14 protein-coding genes, 5 pseudogenes and 1 other annotated feature are annotated in these 17827 nt (G+C 57.5%); of the genes and pseudogenes, 8 read left to right on the forward strand and 11 right to left on the reverse strand.

Annotation, left to right across the window (positions count from 1 at the left end):
* Window positions 1-478: 478 nt before the first annotated feature.
* Both AC0L4F_RS14180 and AC0L4F_RS14185 read right to left on the reverse strand, forming a co-directional pair.
* A pseudogene (locus AC0L4F_RS14180) lies at window positions 479-1117 on the reverse strand (IS6 family transposase); the annotation flags it as partial.
* 57 nt (window positions 1118-1174) lie between these two features.
* Window positions 1175-1363: pseudogene (locus AC0L4F_RS14185) on the reverse strand (DDE-type integrase/transposase/recombinase); the annotation flags it as partial.
* A 94-nt stretch (window positions 1364-1457) separates the two neighbouring features.
* Between AC0L4F_RS14185 and AC0L4F_RS14190 the strand changes: the two are divergent.
* Window positions 1458-2397, forward strand: a pseudogene (locus AC0L4F_RS14190) (IS3 family transposase); the annotation flags it as partial.
* Window positions 1757-1863, forward strand: a sequence feature (AL1L pseudoknot). It overlaps the preceding pseudogene by 107 nt.
* A gap of 7 nt (window positions 2398-2404) precedes the next feature.
* Here the strand turns inward: AC0L4F_RS14190 and AC0L4F_RS14195 are convergent.
* From AC0L4F_RS14195 to AC0L4F_RS14235, 9 genes and pseudogenes are all read right to left on the reverse strand, one after another.
* Window positions 2405-2926 (reverse strand): annotated as a pseudogene (locus tag AC0L4F_RS14195) (IS30 family transposase); the annotation flags it as partial.
* A gap of 2 nt (window positions 2927-2928) precedes the next feature.
* Window positions 2929-3049 (reverse strand): annotated as a pseudogene (locus tag AC0L4F_RS14200) (FAD-dependent oxidoreductase); the annotation flags it as partial.
* A 20-nt stretch (window positions 3050-3069) separates the two neighbouring features.
* Window positions 3070-4191: a 3-hydroxyacyl-CoA dehydrogenase family protein gene (locus AC0L4F_RS14205; protein WP_244689326.1), complete on the reverse strand. Its 1122-nt coding sequence runs from the start codon at window positions 4189-4191 to the stop codon at window positions 3070-3072.
* Between the two features lie 8 nt (window positions 4192-4199).
* Window positions 4200-5378: an acetyl-CoA C-acyltransferase family protein gene (locus AC0L4F_RS14210; RefSeq protein ID WP_244689329.1), complete on the reverse strand. Its 1179-nt coding sequence runs from the start codon at window positions 5376-5378 to the stop codon at window positions 4200-4202.
* Window positions 5379-5416: 38 nt separating this feature from the next.
* Window positions 5417-6388 carry an NAD(P)H-dependent flavin oxidoreductase gene (locus AC0L4F_RS14215; RefSeq protein ID WP_244689331.1) on the reverse strand — a complete coding sequence of 324 codons (972 nt, stop codon included), beginning with the start codon at window positions 6386-6388 and terminating at the stop codon, window positions 5417-5419.
* Between the two features lie 9 nt (window positions 6389-6397).
* Window positions 6398-7180 carry an oxepin-CoA hydrolase, alternative type gene (locus tag AC0L4F_RS14220; RefSeq protein WP_244689333.1) on the reverse strand — a complete coding sequence of 261 codons (783 nt, stop codon included), beginning with the start codon at window positions 7178-7180 and terminating at the stop codon, window positions 6398-6400.
* Window positions 7177-7470, reverse strand: a complete 294-nt coding sequence (locus AC0L4F_RS14225; protein ID WP_280520590.1) for an acyl-CoA dehydrogenase family protein — start codon at window positions 7468-7470, stop codon at window positions 7177-7179. Before AC0L4F_RS14225 ends, AC0L4F_RS14220 begins: the two co-directional genes overlap by 4 nt.
* Window positions 7404-8237, reverse strand: a complete 834-nt coding sequence (locus AC0L4F_RS14230) for an acyl-CoA dehydrogenase family protein (protein WP_280520591.1) — start codon at window positions 8235-8237, stop codon at window positions 7404-7406. Before AC0L4F_RS14230 ends, AC0L4F_RS14225 begins: the two co-directional genes overlap by 67 nt.
* A gap of 10 nt (window positions 8238-8247) precedes the next feature.
* The gene (locus tag AC0L4F_RS14235) at window positions 8248-9423 is read right to left on the reverse strand and encodes an acyl-CoA dehydrogenase family protein (RefSeq protein ID WP_244689335.1); all 1176 of its coding nucleotides are present in this window, start codon (window positions 9421-9423) and stop codon (window positions 8248-8250) included.
* Window positions 9424-9559: 136 nt separating this feature from the next.
* Here AC0L4F_RS14235 and AC0L4F_RS14240 point away from each other — a divergent pair, with 136 nt between their 5' ends.
* The 7 genes from AC0L4F_RS14240 to AC0L4F_RS14270 all read left to right on the forward strand — a co-directional run bounded on the left by AC0L4F_RS14240 (window position 9560) and on the right by AC0L4F_RS14270 (window position 17719).
* On the forward strand, window positions 9560-10738 hold the full coding sequence (locus AC0L4F_RS14240; RefSeq protein WP_244689337.1) for a CaiB/BaiF CoA transferase family protein: 1179 nt from the start codon (window positions 9560-9562) through the stop codon (window positions 10736-10738).
* Window positions 10739-10763: 25 nt separating this feature from the next.
* Complete coding sequence (locus AC0L4F_RS14245) at window positions 10764-11594, forward strand: IclR family transcriptional regulator (RefSeq protein ID WP_244689339.1); 831 nt, start codon at window positions 10764-10766, stop codon at window positions 11592-11594.
* Window positions 11595-11752: 158 nt separating this feature from the next.
* The gene (locus AC0L4F_RS14250; RefSeq protein ID WP_244689341.1) at window positions 11753-12535 is read left to right on the forward strand and encodes an enoyl-CoA hydratase/isomerase family protein; all 783 of its coding nucleotides are present in this window, start codon (window positions 11753-11755) and stop codon (window positions 12533-12535) included.
* Between the two features lie 295 nt (window positions 12536-12830).
* Window positions 12831-14723, forward strand: a complete 1893-nt coding sequence (locus tag AC0L4F_RS14255) for a TRAP transporter permease (protein ID WP_244689343.1) — start codon at window positions 12831-12833, stop codon at window positions 14721-14723.
* Window positions 14724-14725: 2 nt separating this feature from the next.
* The gene (locus AC0L4F_RS14260) at window positions 14726-15754 is read left to right on the forward strand and encodes a TAXI family TRAP transporter solute-binding subunit (protein WP_244689345.1); all 1029 of its coding nucleotides are present in this window, start codon (window positions 14726-14728) and stop codon (window positions 15752-15754) included.
* A 280-nt stretch (window positions 15755-16034) separates the two neighbouring features.
* Window positions 16035-16793 carry an electron transfer flavoprotein subunit beta/FixA family protein gene (locus AC0L4F_RS14265; protein ID WP_244689348.1) on the forward strand — a complete coding sequence of 253 codons (759 nt, stop codon included), beginning with the start codon at window positions 16035-16037 and terminating at the stop codon, window positions 16791-16793.
* Window positions 16793-17719: an electron transfer flavoprotein subunit alpha/FixB family protein gene (locus AC0L4F_RS14270; RefSeq protein ID WP_244689350.1), complete on the forward strand. Its 927-nt coding sequence runs from the start codon at window positions 16793-16795 to the stop codon at window positions 17717-17719. The genes AC0L4F_RS14265 and AC0L4F_RS14270 overlap by 1 nt, the downstream gene beginning before the upstream one ends.
* Window positions 17720-17827 lie beyond the last annotated feature (108 nt).

Genomic DNA, 17827 nt, shown 5'->3' on the forward strand with positions numbered 1-17827 from the left:
CTCAAGCGGACGATCCCGAGTACTGACACCGCTAACCTCGTTGCGTGAAGTACGAAGGGCTGATTCCGGCGCCGCATCGTAAAGTGAGAAACCATCCTGTTGCGGCACTTCGAGCGCCGTTTGCGATTGCCGCACGAAATCACAATGACCGGAATGGGCTCGGACTGGTACTATGCTGCGATCAAGATGATGGTCTGCCTCAAGATTGTCAGTCAGTCCCAAGCGCGAAATCCCGAGAAGTATTGCGCACCGACAGTTTGTTCAACAGCGACTGCGGTTTGCTTCCACAGCTGGATCCGGTGACCCCTGCGCTCTCAGGCGGCACGGAATACGCTGGTGCATTGTCGGACTTCACCCGGCTTTGTCAGGTTATTTCTCAACGCTTGGATAAGAAGCAGATGCGGAAGCATCACGCCACTATTTCGCCTACGTAACCAACCCAGATGCCCTGAGCCTCTGTTCATTTGCGGCGTTAGTCAGCAGCTGATAGACGGTGGCGCTTCGGGCGTAAGAGAACGGCAGTTTGATCATGGACGGACAGGAACATCTGGGCCTGTCTTGCCGATTTGAACCTGCCAAATATCTTCTCCCGTCGACGAGTATGTCGATACGATGCCTCGCTGCGATTGTTCAATCCCTTGTGTGATCTGTGATCGACACTTGGGCAAAGCTCGCGCGTGGCAACGCGATAACTGCGCAGTTTGTCCGTCACGATGACTCGAGGTGCACCCCACCGCTTCATAAGTTTCCGCAGAAACCGCTTGGCGGCTTTAGCATTTCGGCGTGATTGCACAAGGATCTCGAGCGTGTCTCCGTTGCCATCGACCGCGCGCCAGCGCCAGTGCTTCTTCCCGCTGATCGTGATCACAACTTCGTCCAGATGCCACTTGTCGGCGGGCTTCGCTCGATCACGCCGGATCTTGGCAGCAATGTGTGTTCCAAATTTTGCAACCCAATCTCGGATCGTCTCATGGCTAACCGTGATGCCGCGTTCTGCCAGAAGATCCTCGACGTCCCGCAGGGTGAGGGCGAAGCGGTGATAGGCCCAAACGGCATAACCAATGACCGAACGTGGAAAGCGATAGCCCTTCAAGGCCGATGACGGGACAGAAAACATCATCAGCCAGCGGTAACCTCACAGCCGGCGACAGGCAACCTGACAAAGCCGACACACCTATCCAGCGAGTGCTGCGAACTGCGCGAAGCCAGACTTCTCTGACCGGTCAAACTGACCTTTCCGGATCATATGCGCGACTTCAATCCCGGCAAGAGTAGCCGAAGCTGAATCCAGCGATTTGAAAGTCTGAATCGGCCGGGTGAACTTCTTGATGAAACGGTGATCCTGATCAATGATATTGTTGAGGTTAAATCGCCCCGGGTCTGTCGGAGACTGAACTGGCCCCCATTTCGACCGGACACCTCCGCCTGCGTCTGGAGGCTTAAGGATAGCCTTAAGCATGTGCATATGTCTGAGCTTGAAATTATTACCGATGGTGTTCGAGCATCAAGGCGCCTACGAAACGCAGGCGGGCGCGATCGCGGCCATTGCACCAATTCCCCAGACTTTGAGCGGATGGATCAAGCAGGCCGAGAAAGACAGCGGTATGCGCGACGGTGTGACCACTGAGGAGCGCGACCGGATCAAGGCACTGGAACAAGAGAACCGGGAGCTGCGCCAGGCCAGCGGGATCCTTCGCAAGGCGTCAACTTATTTTGCGCCCACTCTCATCGTTTGAAATGCAAACGACTGCCGTGCAGCGGGACGGAACTCGACCGCCCACTGAAGCGATGATCGGCTTCATCGACGATCAGCGCGTTGTTTGCGGTGTCGAGTCGATCTGCTGGGTGCTGCCGATTGCACCGTCAACATATTACCACCGATTGGCGTGCCTTGCTGATCCATCCAAAGCTTCGGCACGGTATCAGCGCGACACAGAGCTGCGCCCTGAGATCAAGCGGGTCTGGGACGAGAATTACCAAGTGTACGGGGTCCGAAAGGCATGGCATCAGCTCAAGCGCGAGGGCTTCGAACTCGCGCGCTGCACCGTGGAGAGACTGATGAAACAGATTGGTATCTGTGGTGCCGAGCGTGGAAAGGTGGCAAAGACAACGATCCCTGACACATCAGCGCCCTGTCCGCGCGACAAAGTGAACCGCGTGTTCCGCGCACCTGCGCCGAACCTGTTGTGGGTGAGCGACTTTACCTACGTCTCAACCTGGCAGGGCTTTGTTTACGTGGCTTTTGTCATCGACACGTTCGCAGATCACATCGTCGGCTGGCGGGTTTCGCGATTTGCAAAAACAGACTTTGTCCTCGATGCTCTGGAACAGGCCCTACATGATCGACGGCCCGTACAGAAAGCCGGATTGATCCATCATTCGGACCGCGGCGGGCAAGGCGGATTCAACCGGTCGTCGCAACACCTACTACCATATCCTGTTTGAGCAGCCGGTCGAGATCTTCTGCCGGTGTTTGCCAACCCAGTGTTTTGCGAGGGCAAGTGTTCAGCGCGTTGGCAACGGCGCTCAACTCGTCAGCACAATGCTGGCTGAGATCCGTGCCCTTTGGGAAGTACTGGCGGAGCAAACCGTTGGTGTTTTCATTGCTGCCACGCTGCCATGGGCTTTGAGGTTCGCAGAAGTATATCTCAAGACCGGTTTCGATCCGAAGCTGCGCGTGTTGGGTCATCTCTGCACCTTGGTCCTAGGTCAGCGAGCGACGCAGTTGAGCAGGCAGGCTGCTGATCGTCGCTGAGATGGCATCCCGGACAGCCTCGGCACCATGACCGGCAAGGGCTGGTCCATTCTTGACTGGTTTCCCTGTTCCGTCCCCTTTCATGCGTGGCAGGTGCAGGAGCATGGTGAAACGGGTCGTGCGTTCGACCAGCGTGCCGATCGCCGAGCTGCCGAGGCCGAGAATGAGGTCCGGCCAACCTCTGATCCTTTTTCCAGCACGACGACCTGAAGATCGGCATCCAGTTGTTTCAGGCGGATCGCTGCCGACAGACCGGCAGGCCCCGCCCCCAACGATCACTACGTCATATTCCATCGCTTCGCGTTGAAAATCACTCACGGCGAAACCTCACCGTTCTCCGCCCAATCAGCACTGAAAGGGCCGTTTGCCCACTTCAAAGCTGATTTGGCACATCGGTCGATGTCAGCCGGGTGAGCCACTCCTTCTTCGCGCAATGCAGCTGCCGGTATCAGAATGCCGCGTTGCAAGGCGCGGCGAGCTTTCTCAGCATCCTCCAAGCGCAGTGGTTCGTCTTCGATCTGCCATTGTTCACCCTTTTCAACCAAGCGAGCGAGGCCGGCGGCTGGTTGGTAGAAATCCCCCAACGCACCGAGATTGCATTGTGCGTGCAAGACGATTTCCGGCTTGATGAAGTTCATGACTTCAAAAGGTCCGATCGGACAGCCCGTCAGTTCCCGGCCAATCGCATTGATCTGCCCAACAGTGCCTAGCCCGGCGTCGACGGCCTGCGCGGCCGCGTTCAGGAAGGGTACGAAGAAACGGTTGATCGCAAAGCCGGGTGAATCCTTGCAAACAAGAATATCCCGCTTGGTGCGAACAAGAAATTCTTTGGCACAATCAATTGCTTCCGCGCTCGTCTGATCGCCCTGAATAAGCTCAACCACAGGCGAGCTGTCTGCCGGCGAAAAATAGTGCATGCCAAGGAACCGGCCAGGATTTCGAACGACTTTGGCAAGAGCGGAAACCTGCAAGGCGCTTGTATTTGTCGCAATGACGGCGTCCACCGCGCAAATGAGGCCAAGTCGGGTCAAAACCTCGGTCTTGACGTCGAAGTTTTCATACACCGCTTCGATGACAAGAGGTGCGGAGCGGACGGTTTCCAGTTTCGATGTCACCGCGATGCGGGCCAGGCTATCGTTGTTTTCCTGATCGCTGAGCCGTCCCTTTGCACAGTGGCGGTCCAACATCTTCCGCATTCTCGGTGTGGCTCGCTCCAACGACTGAGTGCTGGTATCCAACAGGATTACTGACACCCCGTTCATGGCCGCGTTGACGGCGATGCCGGTCCCCATGGTTCCAGCCCCAATAATAGCAATTTGCCTAAGCATACGGTTTCCCTTGTTCGAACCTGTCATTTTCGAAGACATCAGATTTCCGGGGATCAAAGCTGGCGCCCCCAAGGAAGAGCTGCGCGAACGCATACGCAGATCGCGCACCAGTCGCCTCAGATGTTTTCCACAATCAAGGCAATACCTTGCCCGCCGCCAATGCACATCGTTGCCGCTCCGATCCGAGCCTCCCGGCGCTTCATTTCATGAAGCAGCTTTGTTGTGATGATGGCACCACTGGCCCCTACCGGATGCCCCAAGGCCACCGCCCCGCCGTTGGGATTCACAATTGCAGGGTCCAATCCAAGCTCGGCGGTTACGGCACAGGCCTGCGACGCAAAGGCTTCGTTGGATTCCACGAGGTTCAGATCGCCTACCGAAAGGCCAGCCTTGCGCAGCGCAATTTGCATGGCTGGAACAGGGCCAATTCCCATGACGTGCGGGGCAACACCCGCATGGCCATAGGACAGCACTTTGGCCATTGGCTTCAGATTTCGGCGCGCGGCCTCATCTGCGGTCATCAAGACAAGCGATGCCGCGCCATCATTGATACCCGAGGCATTCCCGGCGGTGACTTTCCCGTCCTTTTTGAAAGCCGGCCGCAGGCTTGCCATGCGCTCGACCGAGGCATCGCCGCGCACATGTTCATCTGTCTTGAATTCGATTGTGCCTTTGCGCGTCTTGATCGAAACAGGGACAATCTGATCATCAAAATGCCCGGCCTCGATGCCGGCCGCAGCGCGTCGATGGCTTTCAACGGCAAAGGCATCTTGCTGCTCGCGCGATATGCCGAATTTCTCGGCGACATTCTCGGCCGTGATCCCCATGTGACCGTGGCCAAAGGGGTCGTTCAACACGGCAATCATCATGTCGATGATCTGAGCATCGCCCATCTTCTGGCCCCAACGGGCTGTGGGCATCAGATAGCCGCCCCGGCTCATGCACTCGGCCCCACCCGCCAGCACGATGTTGGCGTCACCAAGGGCCAGTGTCTGAACCCCCGAGATAATCGCTTGCAGTCCACTGCCGCAAAGTCGGTTCACCGTCAGCGCAGCGGACTCGGTGGGAACGCCTGCCTCAACCGAGATCGTTCGCGCCAGATACATATCCCGAGGTTCGGTGTGAACAACGTTGCCGTAGAACGCATGTTGTATGTCAGCGGGCTCAAGGCCGCTCCGAGCGATGGCGGCCTCTGCGGTGACCACCCCAAGCTCTGTGGGCGACAAATCCTTGAGCGATCCGCCAAAGCTCCCGATTGCGGTCCGGACCGCAGAGACTATGACAACTTCCTGCATGGTGTTCCTTTCAATAGTCTGGCGATAATGTTCTGGCGTCAGCTGCCCGTCGCGGCCGAAAGACGCATTTTCGCGGCGTCGTATTCCCGTGCGATGCGCGCTATCAAACTCTTGGCAGGCACGACATCCGTGATCGAACCGACACCTTGGCCAGCACTCCAGATATCGCGCCAAGGTTTTGGCCCCGTATTGCTCTTGTCGCCTAAAAGCGACAATTGACCAGTCGTGCTGGGATCAACGCCGGTTTGTGTGAGCGACTCTGAAAGATAGTTGCCGTTCACCCCCGTGACTGCAGCAGTCGTGACGATGTCTTGGGCCTGCGCGCGGCAGAGCATGTCCTGATATGCAGGCGGTGCGCTGGCCTCTTTCGTCGCGATGAAGGGCGTCCCCATATAGCCAAAGTCCGCCCCAGCCGCCTGCGCCCCGAGCAAGGATGCGCCAGATGCAATCGCGCCGGACAAAACAAGCGGCCCGTCAAACCACTGCCGGATTTCCTGGATCAGGGCGAAGGGCGACTGCGCCCCCGTGTGGCCTCCGGCCCCAGCCGCAACAGCGATCAGACCATCAGCGCCCTTTTCGATTGCCTTGCGCGCGAAGCGGTCGCTGATGATATCGTGCAAGACAATCGCGCCTGCGTCATGGGCCGCCGTATTCACGTCTTCCCGCGCGCCCAGCGAAGTGATCCAGATCGGCACTTTCCATCTGGCGCAAATCTCGGTGTCGCGCTCTAGCCGCTCGTTTGACTTGTGGACGATCTGGTTGACCGCAAACGGCGCCGCCGGGGTGTCAGGGTTGGCTTGGTTCCAAGCGTCCAGTTCTTCGGTGATGCGCTTTAGCCAGACCTCCAGAACGATGCCCTCGCCGTCTTTGTCCCGCGCGTTCAGGGCGGGCACACTGCCGACGATCCCGGCCTGACATTGCGCGATCACCAAATCTGGGTTCGACACGATGTACATCGGGGCTGCGATCAATGGCAGGCGGAGGGATTGAAGTTGAATTGGAATTGTCATCACGGTGCCTCAGATCTTGCGAAAGTCGGGTTTGCGCTTTTCCAGAAAGGCCGAAAGACCCTCTGCTGCCTCGGGGCCGAACCTTGCCTTGTTGATATGGTCTGCTTCGGCCCAGAGATGGGTGCAAAGTTCGGTATCGGCGGCGATGTTGACCAGATGTTTGACCGAGCGGATGGCCGATGGCGGGCCCGCCGCGACCTTTCCCGCCAGAGCCATGGCGCTGTCCAATGCTTGGCCCGGCACGGTTACCTCGTTCACGATGCCGAATTGCGCCAGACGTTCAGCCGTGATTGGACGGCCTAGAATACAAAGCTCGTTCACGAACTGACGGGGCATCGCCGAGCGCAGAAAATGCGTCACGCCACCATCGGGGCTGAGACCGACACGCACATAGCCTGCAGTAAATTTTGCTTCGGCCTCGGCCACGATCATGTCGCAGCTTAGCGCAAGGGCAACGCCCGCACCTGCCGCGCCACCCTCGACGGCGGCGATTACAGGCGTCGGACAATCTACAATCGCCCGGATCATCGCATTGAGGTAATCGGTATTTGCATTGACCGCAGATAAAGGTCCACCGGCGCTATTTTTCAGGGCGTTAACGTTGCCGCCCGAACTGAAAAAGCCGCCCGCCCCGGTAATGACAACCGCCCGTGTGTCGGGGTCATCTCCCGCGTTGATGACGTGGTCACGCACGGTGCGATAAATCTCTGGGTTGATCGAGTTCCGGCTGTCCGGACCATTTAGCGTCAACGCGAGGATGCCGCCCTGGCTGTGAGAAACAACTTCCGTCACGCCGGGATCTCCAAGCCGAAAGTCTCTGCTTCTTTCCGCGCAGCTATGGCGATCAACTGTCCCAATCGGTTCGTATGCATGTCGACGGTGCCGAACAGCATGTCGGCCATCAGGATACGCTTGACCAGCCTGTCGAGTTCGTACTCTTCGGTAGTGCCAATGCCGCCATGCATCTGGATGCAGGCACTGGCCGCATCGCGCATGCGCGTGCCGCAGTAGCGTTTCAACGCCGAGACGATTTTCTGGCGCGCCTCCGCATCGTCCGCGTCACAGGCACTGGCGGCAGCCAAGACGAGAATTCAAAGTGTTCGGTTTCATGGAACACATCGACCATTTCGTGCTGCAACACCTGAAAACTGCCGATGGGTCTGCCGAACTGTTTACGTGTCGTAAGGTAGTCCCGCGTCAACTCCCGCATTGCCTGCCCCGCACCCAAGGCAATTGCACAAAGGCACACCGCAGCAACATCGCTCATCCACCCGGTCAGATCCTCGCTTGCCCGCGACAGCGAGACCGCAACATTATCGAACGTGATATCGGCCGCAATCTGCCCGTCGAGCAACGGAAGCTGCGTGACCGTGACGCCTTCGCCCGTCAGTTCGACCGAACCACAGGCAGACCCGTTTGCGCCTTCTAGACACAAAAGCAGCACCTGCGCTTCCGCACCCCCAAGAACCGTTTGCACGGTCCCGTTCAACACGCCGTTTTCTGTACGTAGTCCGGCGGCGTTCTCGGGCAGTGCGACAGCAACGGGCACAGCGTTTTCCAACGCCGAAGATGCGTTAAAGTTCGGCAATTCGCAACGCGAAGTCAGCAATCCGGGCAGGACCGCCGCGCCTACGACAGGCAGGCTATCCTTGCCGTGGCCCATCGCGACAAGCGCCAGCGCCAGAGTCAACACCCCAAGTCCGGCACCGCCGTCATCCTCGGAATAGGTCATGCCCAGAAGGCCTGACTCAACCAAAGACTGCCAAACCGCCGTACCGTCTGCGTCGCGCATGACATCAGTAACCGTGTCCGCAATCATCCGCTGTTCATCTGTCAGATCAAAATCCATGACGGGTCCTTCAAAGCCTGAGTGTTTGTTTGGCGACGATGTTTTTCATCACTTCGCTGGAACCACCGAAGATCGTGAACGCCCGCGACAACAACCAACCGTGCGTGCCATAGCGGTCCAAAACGGCGTCGCCCGAATTTTCTTTTTCCCAAACGGCCGCGCGCGGACCTGCCGCTTCCATTGCCAGTTCGTTGGTGCGCTGCTGAATTTCGCTGCCCCGCAGCTTCAGGAACGGTGCCAGTTCGGCGGAATCCCCGCCCGGCTTGATGGAAGAAAGCATCCGAAGATTGGTGATTTCCAACGCCATGAAATCCGTTTCCAGATCGGCAAGCTTCGCCGCGAACACCGGATCCTCGATCAGTGGCCCGCCATTGCGCTGCCGTTTCAGCGCAAGCAAGCGGAGCAGACGCAGCTCCGCCTTGTTCTGCCCGACATTGGCGATGCCAACACGCTCATTCCCCAACAGGAATTTCGCATAAGTCCAAGCCTTGTTCTCTTCACCGACGAGCATGCTGGCAGGCACCTCGACATCATTGAGAAACACTTCGTTCACATGGTGATCGCCGTCGATCGTAATGATCGGGCGCACTTCGACCCCGGGCAGGTTCATGTCGATCAATAGAAGCGAGATGCCTTGCTGTGGCTTTTCGGCAGTGGGATCGGTCCGAACGAGCGTAAACATCCAGTTCGCGTGCTGACCTGTCGTGGTCCACGTTTTCTGTCCGTTCACCTTGTAGATATCACCATCGCGTACCGCACGTGTATTGAGGCTTGCCAGGTCCGACCCCGCCCCCGGCTCGGAGAACCCCTGACACCAGTAGTCTTCGCCAGACAAGATGCGCGGCAGGAAATGTGCCTTCTGTTCGTCAGATCCATAGCGGATCAGAACCGGCCCTATCATCTTCAGGCCGAAAGGCCGCAGCCTTGGCGCGCCGGCCAGCATCGCTTCTTCATCGAAAATGTACTGCTGGACCGGCGTCCAACCCGTGCCGCCGTATTCAACCGGCCAATAGGGCGCGACCCAGCCTTTGTTAGCGACGATCTTGTGCCAGCGAAACATCTGCTCCCACGTATGCCGACGAAAGCCGAAATGCGTGTCGCGGATGTCTTGCGGCAACTCTGCAGCCATGAACGCGCGAACCTCTTCGCGAAAGCTGTTTTCCTCAGGTGTGAAACTGAAATCCATTTTTTGCCTCACTATGTGCCTGCCACTTCTGATACAACAATTTATTATCTTTGCAACACTATTTGACATGTTTTTTTGTTTCGTTATATATAATGAAACACTTTACGAAGCCATCCGCTTTATAGGAGCTCGCAGCATGCTGAAAAACTCAGGCAAAGGGCCGCTATCCGGAATCCGTGTCTTGGATATCTCTACCGTTATTGCCGGCCCCATGGCGGCGACCTTGATGGCCGATTTTGGCGCTGAGGTGATCAAGGTCGAATTGCCCGGCATCGGCGACGGCCTGCGTGGCTTTCCTCCGCTGAAGGATGACAAGCCGCTTTGGTGGAAAGTGACGAATCGCGGCAAGTACTTCGCCACTCTCGACCTTCGCAAGCCAGACGGGCGCGAGCTGTTTCTGAAGATGGTGGCCGAAGCGGATGTGGTCGTAGAGAACTTCAGGCCTGGCACATTGGATCGATGGGGGCTCGATATCGACACGCTATGGGAGGCGAATCCCGGCCTTGTCGTGCTCAGAGTAAGCGGGTTCGGTCAGGACGGCCCATACGCAAAGTTGCCGGGCTTCGCGCGCATCTTCGAAGCTATGGGCGGCCTGACACATATAACAGGAGACGAAGATCGCCCGCCGATGCACACAGGCTATCCGCTGGGCGACCCGATTGGGGGGCTGTTCGGCGCCTTTGCGGCCGTCACCGCGCTTCTGAACCGTGAGCGTAACAACGGAAAGGGCGAAGAGATCGACGTTTCGCTGACCGAGGCGACGTTCCGGATTCTGGAGTTTCTGGCTATCGAGTATGATCAACTCGGCCAAGTGCATCAGAGAAGCGGAAACCGCAACCAATACTCCGCGCCTGCGAGTGTCTACATGACAAGTGACAAACGTTACGTGTCGTTGTCCGGCAGCACCAACCGTATCTTTCAGAATAATGCCGCAGCAATCGGGCGACCTGAACTGATCCTGGAAGAACGCTTTGCGACAAACCTCGCACGCGTAAAGAACTCGGCCGAACTGGACCGCATTTTCGGCGGCTGGATCGGAGCGCACACGCAGGACGAGGTCGTTGCTACTTTCCGGGCCGCCAGCGGCACCATTGCGCCCATCTATTCGATTGACCAGATGTTCGAAGATCCGCATTTCATTGCGCGAGACGCCATCACCGAGGTCGCAGATGACGATTTTGGCACCGTCAAGATGCAGAACCTCGTACCCCGCTTCCGTAACAGCCCTGGCGAATTCGCTGGGCCGCCAAGGGCATGGGCGCGCACAACCAGGCGGTGTACGGCGAGCTTATGGGGCTTGACGAAGAGTCGTTGATCGACTTGAAGAGGAGAGGCGTCATATGATTGAACATACTGACGTTCAGGCGACGCTATGCGAGCAGGGAACAAGCAAATTGGGCCAGACCGAAGCATCAACCCTTTCGACGACGTTGATACGTGGTCTCGAGGTGCTTCAATGCTTCACTGACAAAGACGCCGCCCTCAGCAATGCTGAACTGGCCCGCAGGTTAGACATGAACAGACCTGCGGTCTCGCGCCTTTGCAAAACTCTTTTGCACGTAGGCTACTTGCGACGCGACGCCAATGGCACGTTTCGACTGGCGCCCAACTTGTTGACTCTCATTTATCCGCTGTTGGCCGCGATGCCTTGGCGGCATGAAGCCACCGACGTGATGGAAGAAGTCGCCGAATTGACCGGTGGTTCAATGACGCTGTCGATCATGTCCGATGACAAGTTCGTGCAGATCAAGACAGTTGGTGTAAAGGATCAGTACCCGCACGTCCCCGAAATCGGTTTGAATGGACCGCTGCTTCGGTCCTCTACAGGTCGGGCGCTATTATCTCTCTTGGATGAGCCTGAGCTAAACGCGAAATTGCAGTATTTGGACGGGCTGGACACGGAAGTGTCTGACGAGTCGCGAGAGCTAACCCGCAAAGGCATCGCTCGCTGCAGGAACGAGGGTTTTTGCGTTTCTTACGGTGAGTGGCGATCCAGCATTGTAGCAGCCGCGACCCCGTTGGGGAAAACAGAGGACGGCCTGTTGGTTGCAATGGCCTGTGGCATGCCGAGCTATCGTGTTGTCGAAGACAAGTTCGAAACTAGCATCGGACCTCGCTTGGCACATGTGGCCGAAGCGTTGAGGGCCAAAGGGCTCTTTAGACGAGACTAACCGTCCAGTCTCGCTGAGACTAGCACCATTCCGCAGTCAATTCGGCTAGCCCGAAAGCGCCTGCCCCAAAACTCACGTCAATTATCGAGTGGAAGTCGCACGGTGTTGGCACAGTGTTTGATCCCAATTTCTCGAAGCAACAGGCAGGAAATTAATACATGGCCTACGAAACAATTCTGTGGTCACTGGAAAATGACGTGGCCGAGATCGTCATGACCCGAAACGCCAGCGCCACAGCGTTGAATGCGCGGATGTGCGACGAATTGTTCGATGCTGCCTGCCGCTGCGAGACGGAAGGCGCGCGCGCGGTCATTCTGACCGGGACAGGCAAAACCTTCAATGTCGGCGGCGATCTTAGTGAATTCTCACGCGCAAAGAACAAAGCTGAACACGTGACGCGAATGGCCACGATGGTCCATGCGGCAATTTCGCGATTTGCACATATGGACGCTCCGTTGATAAGCGCTGTCAACGGTTCGGCTGGCGGCGCCGGTTTTTCCATGGCGCTGGCGGCAGATATTGTTCTGGCGTCGGAAAACGCCAGATTTGTGTCGGCCTACACAGCCTCCGGTCTCTCACCGGATGGCTCGCTGACATACTATCTCGCCAAACACATCGGCCTGCTGCGCGCCAAGGAATTGATCCTCACCAATCGCGTGCTCAGTGCGCAGGAGGCTTGCAAGTGGGGCTTGGTTACGCGTGTGGTTGCATCTGGGCAGATGATTGCTGACGCCCGCAAACTCGCCACCGAATTGGCATCAGGTCCAACGAGGGCCTTCGGTGGCGCAAAGCGTTTGCTTGATACAGCCTACAGCGAGAGCCTTGAGACCCAGCTCGGCAAGGAAACCCGCTCGATTGCTGAAATGATGCGCACGGATGACGGACAGACCGGAATAGAAGCCTTTCTGTCAAAGCAAAAGCCAAGTTTCAGGGGCGCGTGAGGCAGGCGGCTCGTGGCTTTAATGTCAAAAAATACAACATCAGCGTTTTTTGTTGCATTATATTGAACACATAGTATATATCTGTGCATATAACGAACGGGAGGGAAAAATGTATCATCTGACGATAGGTAGTCACCGCAGTTCCGGGATTCGGCAGTGAGCGCCCCAACACGGCAGGCAGCGCTTTTCACGGCCCCAGCGACAATGTTGTGCAACTTCCGATACCCAAACATTCCAAGCAGATGGTAGACGACCTATGCAAAGATCTCTTTCGATAACAAACATCGCCCTGTACATGGCTTGGATCATCGCGGCCTTTGTCTCGATCCAGTCGATCTATGTGGCGTACTTTGGCCCATGGAACATCGCCTATGGCCTTAACATGCTGGTGGGCGCCGCGATTGTCATCGTCCTTATTACCAAGCCGACGATTGACCCATACGAACACCATTCCTCCGCGGTAAGGGCCGCCGGACTGGTGCTTGACTGGTTGATGATCGCCGTGATCGTCGCCTCCTGCATCCGTTTCACTCAGGTTGCGTATCTGATGGAGCAGACGCTGTACTTCTTCTCCAGCTTCGATCTCTGGCTGTCGCTCGGCGGAATCGCAGTCCTGCTAGAAGCCACCCGGCGGCTTTTCGGGTTGCCGATTGTCGTAATCGCCATCCTGACCTTGGTCTACTGCTTCTTTGGCAATTCCCTGCCGGGTTTCCTGAACCATCCTGGCATCAGCCTGGACCGCGCAATGGATACAATCTGGTACGGCTACCAAGGTGTTTTCGGATCACCGACCAGTGTTGTCATTCGGGTCGTGCTTATCTTCGTCGTCTTCGGTGTGGTCCTTGAAGGCACCGGGGCAAGTGATACGCTGATCCGAGTGTCTGTCGCATTGACCGGCAAAACCCGAGGCGGACCCGCCCACTCAGCCGTTGTGGCAAGCGCGTTGCTCGGTTCGATGTCGGGCAGCGTCACGGCCAACGTGGTTGGCTCGGGCAGCTTTACCATTCCGATGATAAAACGGCGCGGGTTCCCGGCTGCCACAGCAGGCGGGATCGAAGCCGCTGCTTCAACTGGCGGGCAGATCATGCCGCCGGTCATGGGGGCTGCCGCATTCATGATGGCCGATCTGACGGGCGAGCCATACACGACCATTGCGCTCGCTGCACTGGTTCCCGCTCTCTTTTACTATGGATCCCTATTCGCCGCGGTGTCGGTCGATGCGAACGCCGCCGGTATTCAGCCGATTCCCGAAAGCGAGCGGATCACGCTGACCCGGGCCGACTACATCGCGTCGTTGCAATTCCTGCTGCCGATCGTGTCGATCATCATTGTGCTGCTGTTGGGGCGCTCGCCGACGATGGCGGGCCTTGTTGCCGTAACACTCGCCCTGGCTCTAGGGCTGTTCCGGAAGAAGAACCGTTCCAGCCTCAATCTTTATTGGGACATTGCAGTCAAGGCGGGTATCGCCTGTGCCTCGATCCTGGTCGCGGTCGGTTGTATCGGTATCATCCTGGGTGTCATGAACCTGACGGGCGTGGGTCTCAGCTTTGCCTCGATGATCTCGTCGCTGAGCGAGGAATCTCTCCTGTGGTCACTGATCATCACCGCCTTTGCCTGCCTTGTGCTGGGGATGGGGATGCCGACGCTGCCGGCCTACATCATCATCGTGCTGGTGCTGGGACCTGTCGTCACCAATCTCGGCGCTGATCTGCTGGCGGTTCATATGTTCGTCCTTTATTTTGGCGTGCTCTCGGCGATCACCCCGCCTGTAGCCATCGGCGCATTCGCTGCAGCTCCCATCGCGGGTTCGAACCCAATGCGCACAGCCTTCGTGGCGGTCAGATTGGCCATCGTCGGCTTCATCATCCCATTCATCTTCATTTATGAACCGTCGCTGCTGCTTGTCCTTGACTTTGACCTGCTCAGCTTCATCCGCGTATGCACCGCATTGTCGCTCGCAATCTGGATGCTCAACACAGGAGCGGCCGGGTATGCTAGCGAACGCCTGAGCCTATTTGGCCGCGCGGTCAGGATCGCGCTCGCCGTCGGCCTGATCATCCAGATCCCGGAACTGCAATACCTTTGCATTCTTGCCGCTGTCGGGCTTCTCGCCATTCACAAAAGCCCACGCCTCGCAGAGACGGCGATGTTTGTAAAAACCACTGAACATTCACCGGAGGAGACCTAAACATGTTCAAACAAAATATCAAAAGCGGCGCTTTGGCCCTAGCCGTGGCGGCCCTAACCTTGGGCAGCGCCGCCCACGCTCAGGGCAAGTCTTTGCGCATGGCATCGCTCGGTCAATCGTCGCCCACAACCGTCTTCTCGATTGCCGTTACGCAGATCCTGAAGGAAGAGCACGGCTACTCTACCCAGCTCTCGACAGGGTCTCCAGCCACCCGCCAAGCCGTCGAAGCGGCAAATCAGCAGCTGGATCTGTTCGTGTCGGCGGTGTCGGTTAACGGCTTTCTTCGGGACGGAACGCGCATGTACAAGGATATGCCAAACGCGCCAGAATTGTTTGGGAACCTGCGCAGCATCTTGAACTATCCGTTTGGCGCCTATCACGCTATCGTTTGGGAAAACTCAGGCATCACGTCGCTTGAAGAGATCAAAGGCAAAAAGGTCTTCATCGGCCCACCGTCCGGCGCGGCCCGCGCGACCATTGGACAGATCATAACTGGCGTGACCGGCTACGAGGTCGGCACCGATTTCGAGGCCATCAGCGTGGACTGGTCGTCTGCCGAGCAGGCCTTTCAGGATCACCAGATCGACGTCTATTTTACCGCCGCCCCTGTCCCGAGCGCGGAGCTTCAGCAGTTGTCGGCTCTTGGCAAATTCCGGGTTCTCGGCATCCCGGATGACAAGGTGGAAAGCGAAGCCATCCAAAAGGCCTTTAACGTTCCGGGTCGCGAGTTCACGTTGCTCGCACCGGGCTCATACAGCGGCCTCGTCAACGAAAAACCTGTGCGCCTAGTGAACACGATTGTCGGGCTGAGCACGAACAAATGGCTGTCCGAGGAAGATGGATACAACATCACCAAGGCGATCTTCGAAAACAGTGACGATCTGGTCGCCGCCGCACAGTGGATGCAGGTCATCACGCCGGAAAACGCCTTGTCGCAAATGAACGCACCGCTGCACATTGGCGCGTACAAATACTACAAGTCAGTGGGCATCGATATCCCTGAAGATCTGATTCCACCGGAAGCGAAGTAACAAGAACAGCGTTGCCCGGTATTTTCGGTAAGACGCGATCTGGATCGTCCCCATCTTGGTTTCCAAGCATGGGGATGGTTCCCCTTACCAGCCTAAGCAGCCAGGTCCGACAAAACGGTATCCGTCGAAACGATAATACTCGTTGGCCAAACCACGGCTGAGCTGAACAAAAGAAAACCGACCGGGTGTTGCCCAAGTTCGAGCAGTTGAAGAAGCCTTCGAGTGTTTCGGCTTTTGTAACTCGGTCCTTGTTCAACAAATTTTCAGGAGAGTTACGCCGATGAAAGTCCTTGTGCCGGTCAAGCGTGTGATCGACTACAACGTGAAAGTTCGTGTGAAAGCGGACGGTTCGGGTGTCGATCTTGCCAATGTGAAGATGTCGATGAACCCGTTCGACGAGATTGCCGTTGAGGAGGCGATCCGCCTCAAGGAAGAGGGCAAGGCATACGAGATCGTCGCGGTCAGCATCGGCGTCAAGCAAAGCCAGGAAACGCTGCGCACCGCGCTGGCGATGGGCGCGGACCGGGCCATTCTGGTGATTGCCGCCGATGACGTGCATACCGATATCGAACCGCTCGCCGTTGCCAAGATCCTGGCAAAAATCGTCGAAGAAGAGCAGCCCGGCCTCGTGCTGTGTGGCAAGCAGGCGATCGACAATGACATGAACGCCACCGGCCAGATGGTCTCGGCGCTGCTGGGCTGGTCGCAGGCAACCTTCGCCTCGAAGCTGGACATCGAAGGCGACGCGGCAACCGTGACACGCGAAGTCGATGGTGGCCTCCAGACGATCAAGGTCAAGATGCCCGCGATTGTCACCGTTGACCTCCGCCTGAACGAGCCGCGCTACGCGTCGCTGCCCAACATCATGAAGGCCAAGAAAAAGCCGATGGACGAGAAGACCGCCGCTGATTACGGAGTTGATGTTTCTCCGCGTCTGGAAGTCGTCAAGACTTCCGAACCGGCAGAACGCGCCGCGGGCATCAAGGTTGGCACGGTCGACGAGCTTGTCGCGAAACTCAAAGAAGCGGGGGCTGTGTAATGGCTGTTCTTCTCCTTGCCGAAGTAAATAATGGTGAACTGGCGCTGGACGCCACCGCCAAGGCTGTCGCAGCCGCCAAATCGCTTGGCGATGTGACCGCGCTTTGTGTCGGCGCAACTGCCGCAGCCGCAGCAGAAGCAGCGGCCAAGATCGACGGTGTTTCCAAGGTGCTGTGCGCAGAGGATGCAGGCCTTGGCCACCGTCTGGCGGAAGCGACCGCAGCGCTGATCGTCAGCCTTGCAGGCGATTATGAACATATCGTGGCACCTGCAACGACGGATGCGAAAAACATCCTGCCCCGCGTCGCCGCCCTGCTGGATGTCATGGTGTTGACCGATGTGTCGGGTGTCGTTGATGGCGCAACTTTCGAACGCCCCATCTATGCGGGCAACGCGATCCAGACGGTCAAATCTTCGGACGCGACCAAGGTGATTTCATTCCGCACGTCGACCTTCGACGCAGCCGATGAACAGGCCGCCGCCCCGGTCGAGACGATCTCGGCAACCGAAAACACCGGCCTGTCCGAATGGATCGAGGACAAGGTCGCTGCAAGCGACCGTCCCGAACTGACCTCGGCCGGTGTCGTGGTCTCTGGCGGACGCGGTGTCGGATCAGAAGAGAACTTCGCGATGATCGAGGCGCTGGCAGACAAGCTGGGTGCCGCCGTTGGCGCATCGCGCGCAGCGGTAGACAGCGGGTTTGCGCCGAATGACTGGCAGGTCGGACAGACCGGTAAAGTCGTCGCACCAGAGCTTTACATCGCAATCGGCATCTCGGGCGCGATCCAGCATCTGGCAGGCATGAAGGACTCCAAGGTCATCGTCGCCATCAACAAGGACGAAGAAGCCCCGATCTTCCAAGTCGCCGACTTCGGCCTCGTGGCAGACCTCTTCGACGCTGTCCCGGAAATGACCGAAAAGCTATGAAATCGCCCCACCGACCGATCAGCCACACGGCTGATCGGCGATATTGCGAAAACTCATGGCGAAAATCACCTCATTGGTGCGACTTTGCCATTTTGAGCAAAGCGCTTG

The sequence above is a fragment of the Marinovum sp. J2-8 genome, from assembly GCF_055808435.1.

Coding starts and splice junctions, on each gene's coding strand:
- AC0L4F_RS14210 (WP_244689329.1), bottom strand. CDS start 5,378: ATGCAGGAAGTTGTCATAGTCTCTGCGGTCCGGACCGCAATCGGGAGC.
- AC0L4F_RS14215 (WP_244689331.1), bottom strand. CDS start 6,388: ATGACAATTCCAATTCAACTTCAATCCCTCCGCCTGCCATTGATCGCA.
- AC0L4F_RS14230 (WP_280520591.1), bottom strand. CDS start 8,237: ATGGATTTTGATCTGACAGATGAACAGCGGATGATTGCGGACACGGTT.
- AC0L4F_RS14235 (WP_244689335.1), bottom strand. CDS start 9,423: ATGGATTTCAGTTTCACACCTGAGGAAAACAGCTTTCGCGAAGAGGTT.
- AC0L4F_RS14240 (WP_244689337.1), top strand. CDS start 9,560: ATGCTGAAAAACTCAGGCAAAGGGCCGCTATCCGGAATCCGTGTCTTG.
- AC0L4F_RS14245 (WP_244689339.1), top strand. CDS start 10,764: ATGATTGAACATACTGACGTTCAGGCGACGCTATGCGAGCAGGGAACA.
- AC0L4F_RS14250 (WP_244689341.1), top strand. CDS start 11,753: ATGGCCTACGAAACAATTCTGTGGTCACTGGAAAATGACGTGGCCGAG.
- AC0L4F_RS14255 (WP_244689343.1), top strand. CDS start 12,831: ATGGCTTGGATCATCGCGGCCTTTGTCTCGATCCAGTCGATCTATGTG.
- AC0L4F_RS14260 (WP_244689345.1), top strand. CDS start 14,726: ATGTTCAAACAAAATATCAAAAGCGGCGCTTTGGCCCTAGCCGTGGCG.
- AC0L4F_RS14265 (WP_244689348.1), top strand. CDS start 16,035: ATGAAAGTCCTTGTGCCGGTCAAGCGTGTGATCGACTACAACGTGAAA.
- AC0L4F_RS14270 (WP_244689350.1), top strand. CDS start 16,793: ATGGCTGTTCTTCTCCTTGCCGAAGTAAATAATGGTGAACTGGCGCTG.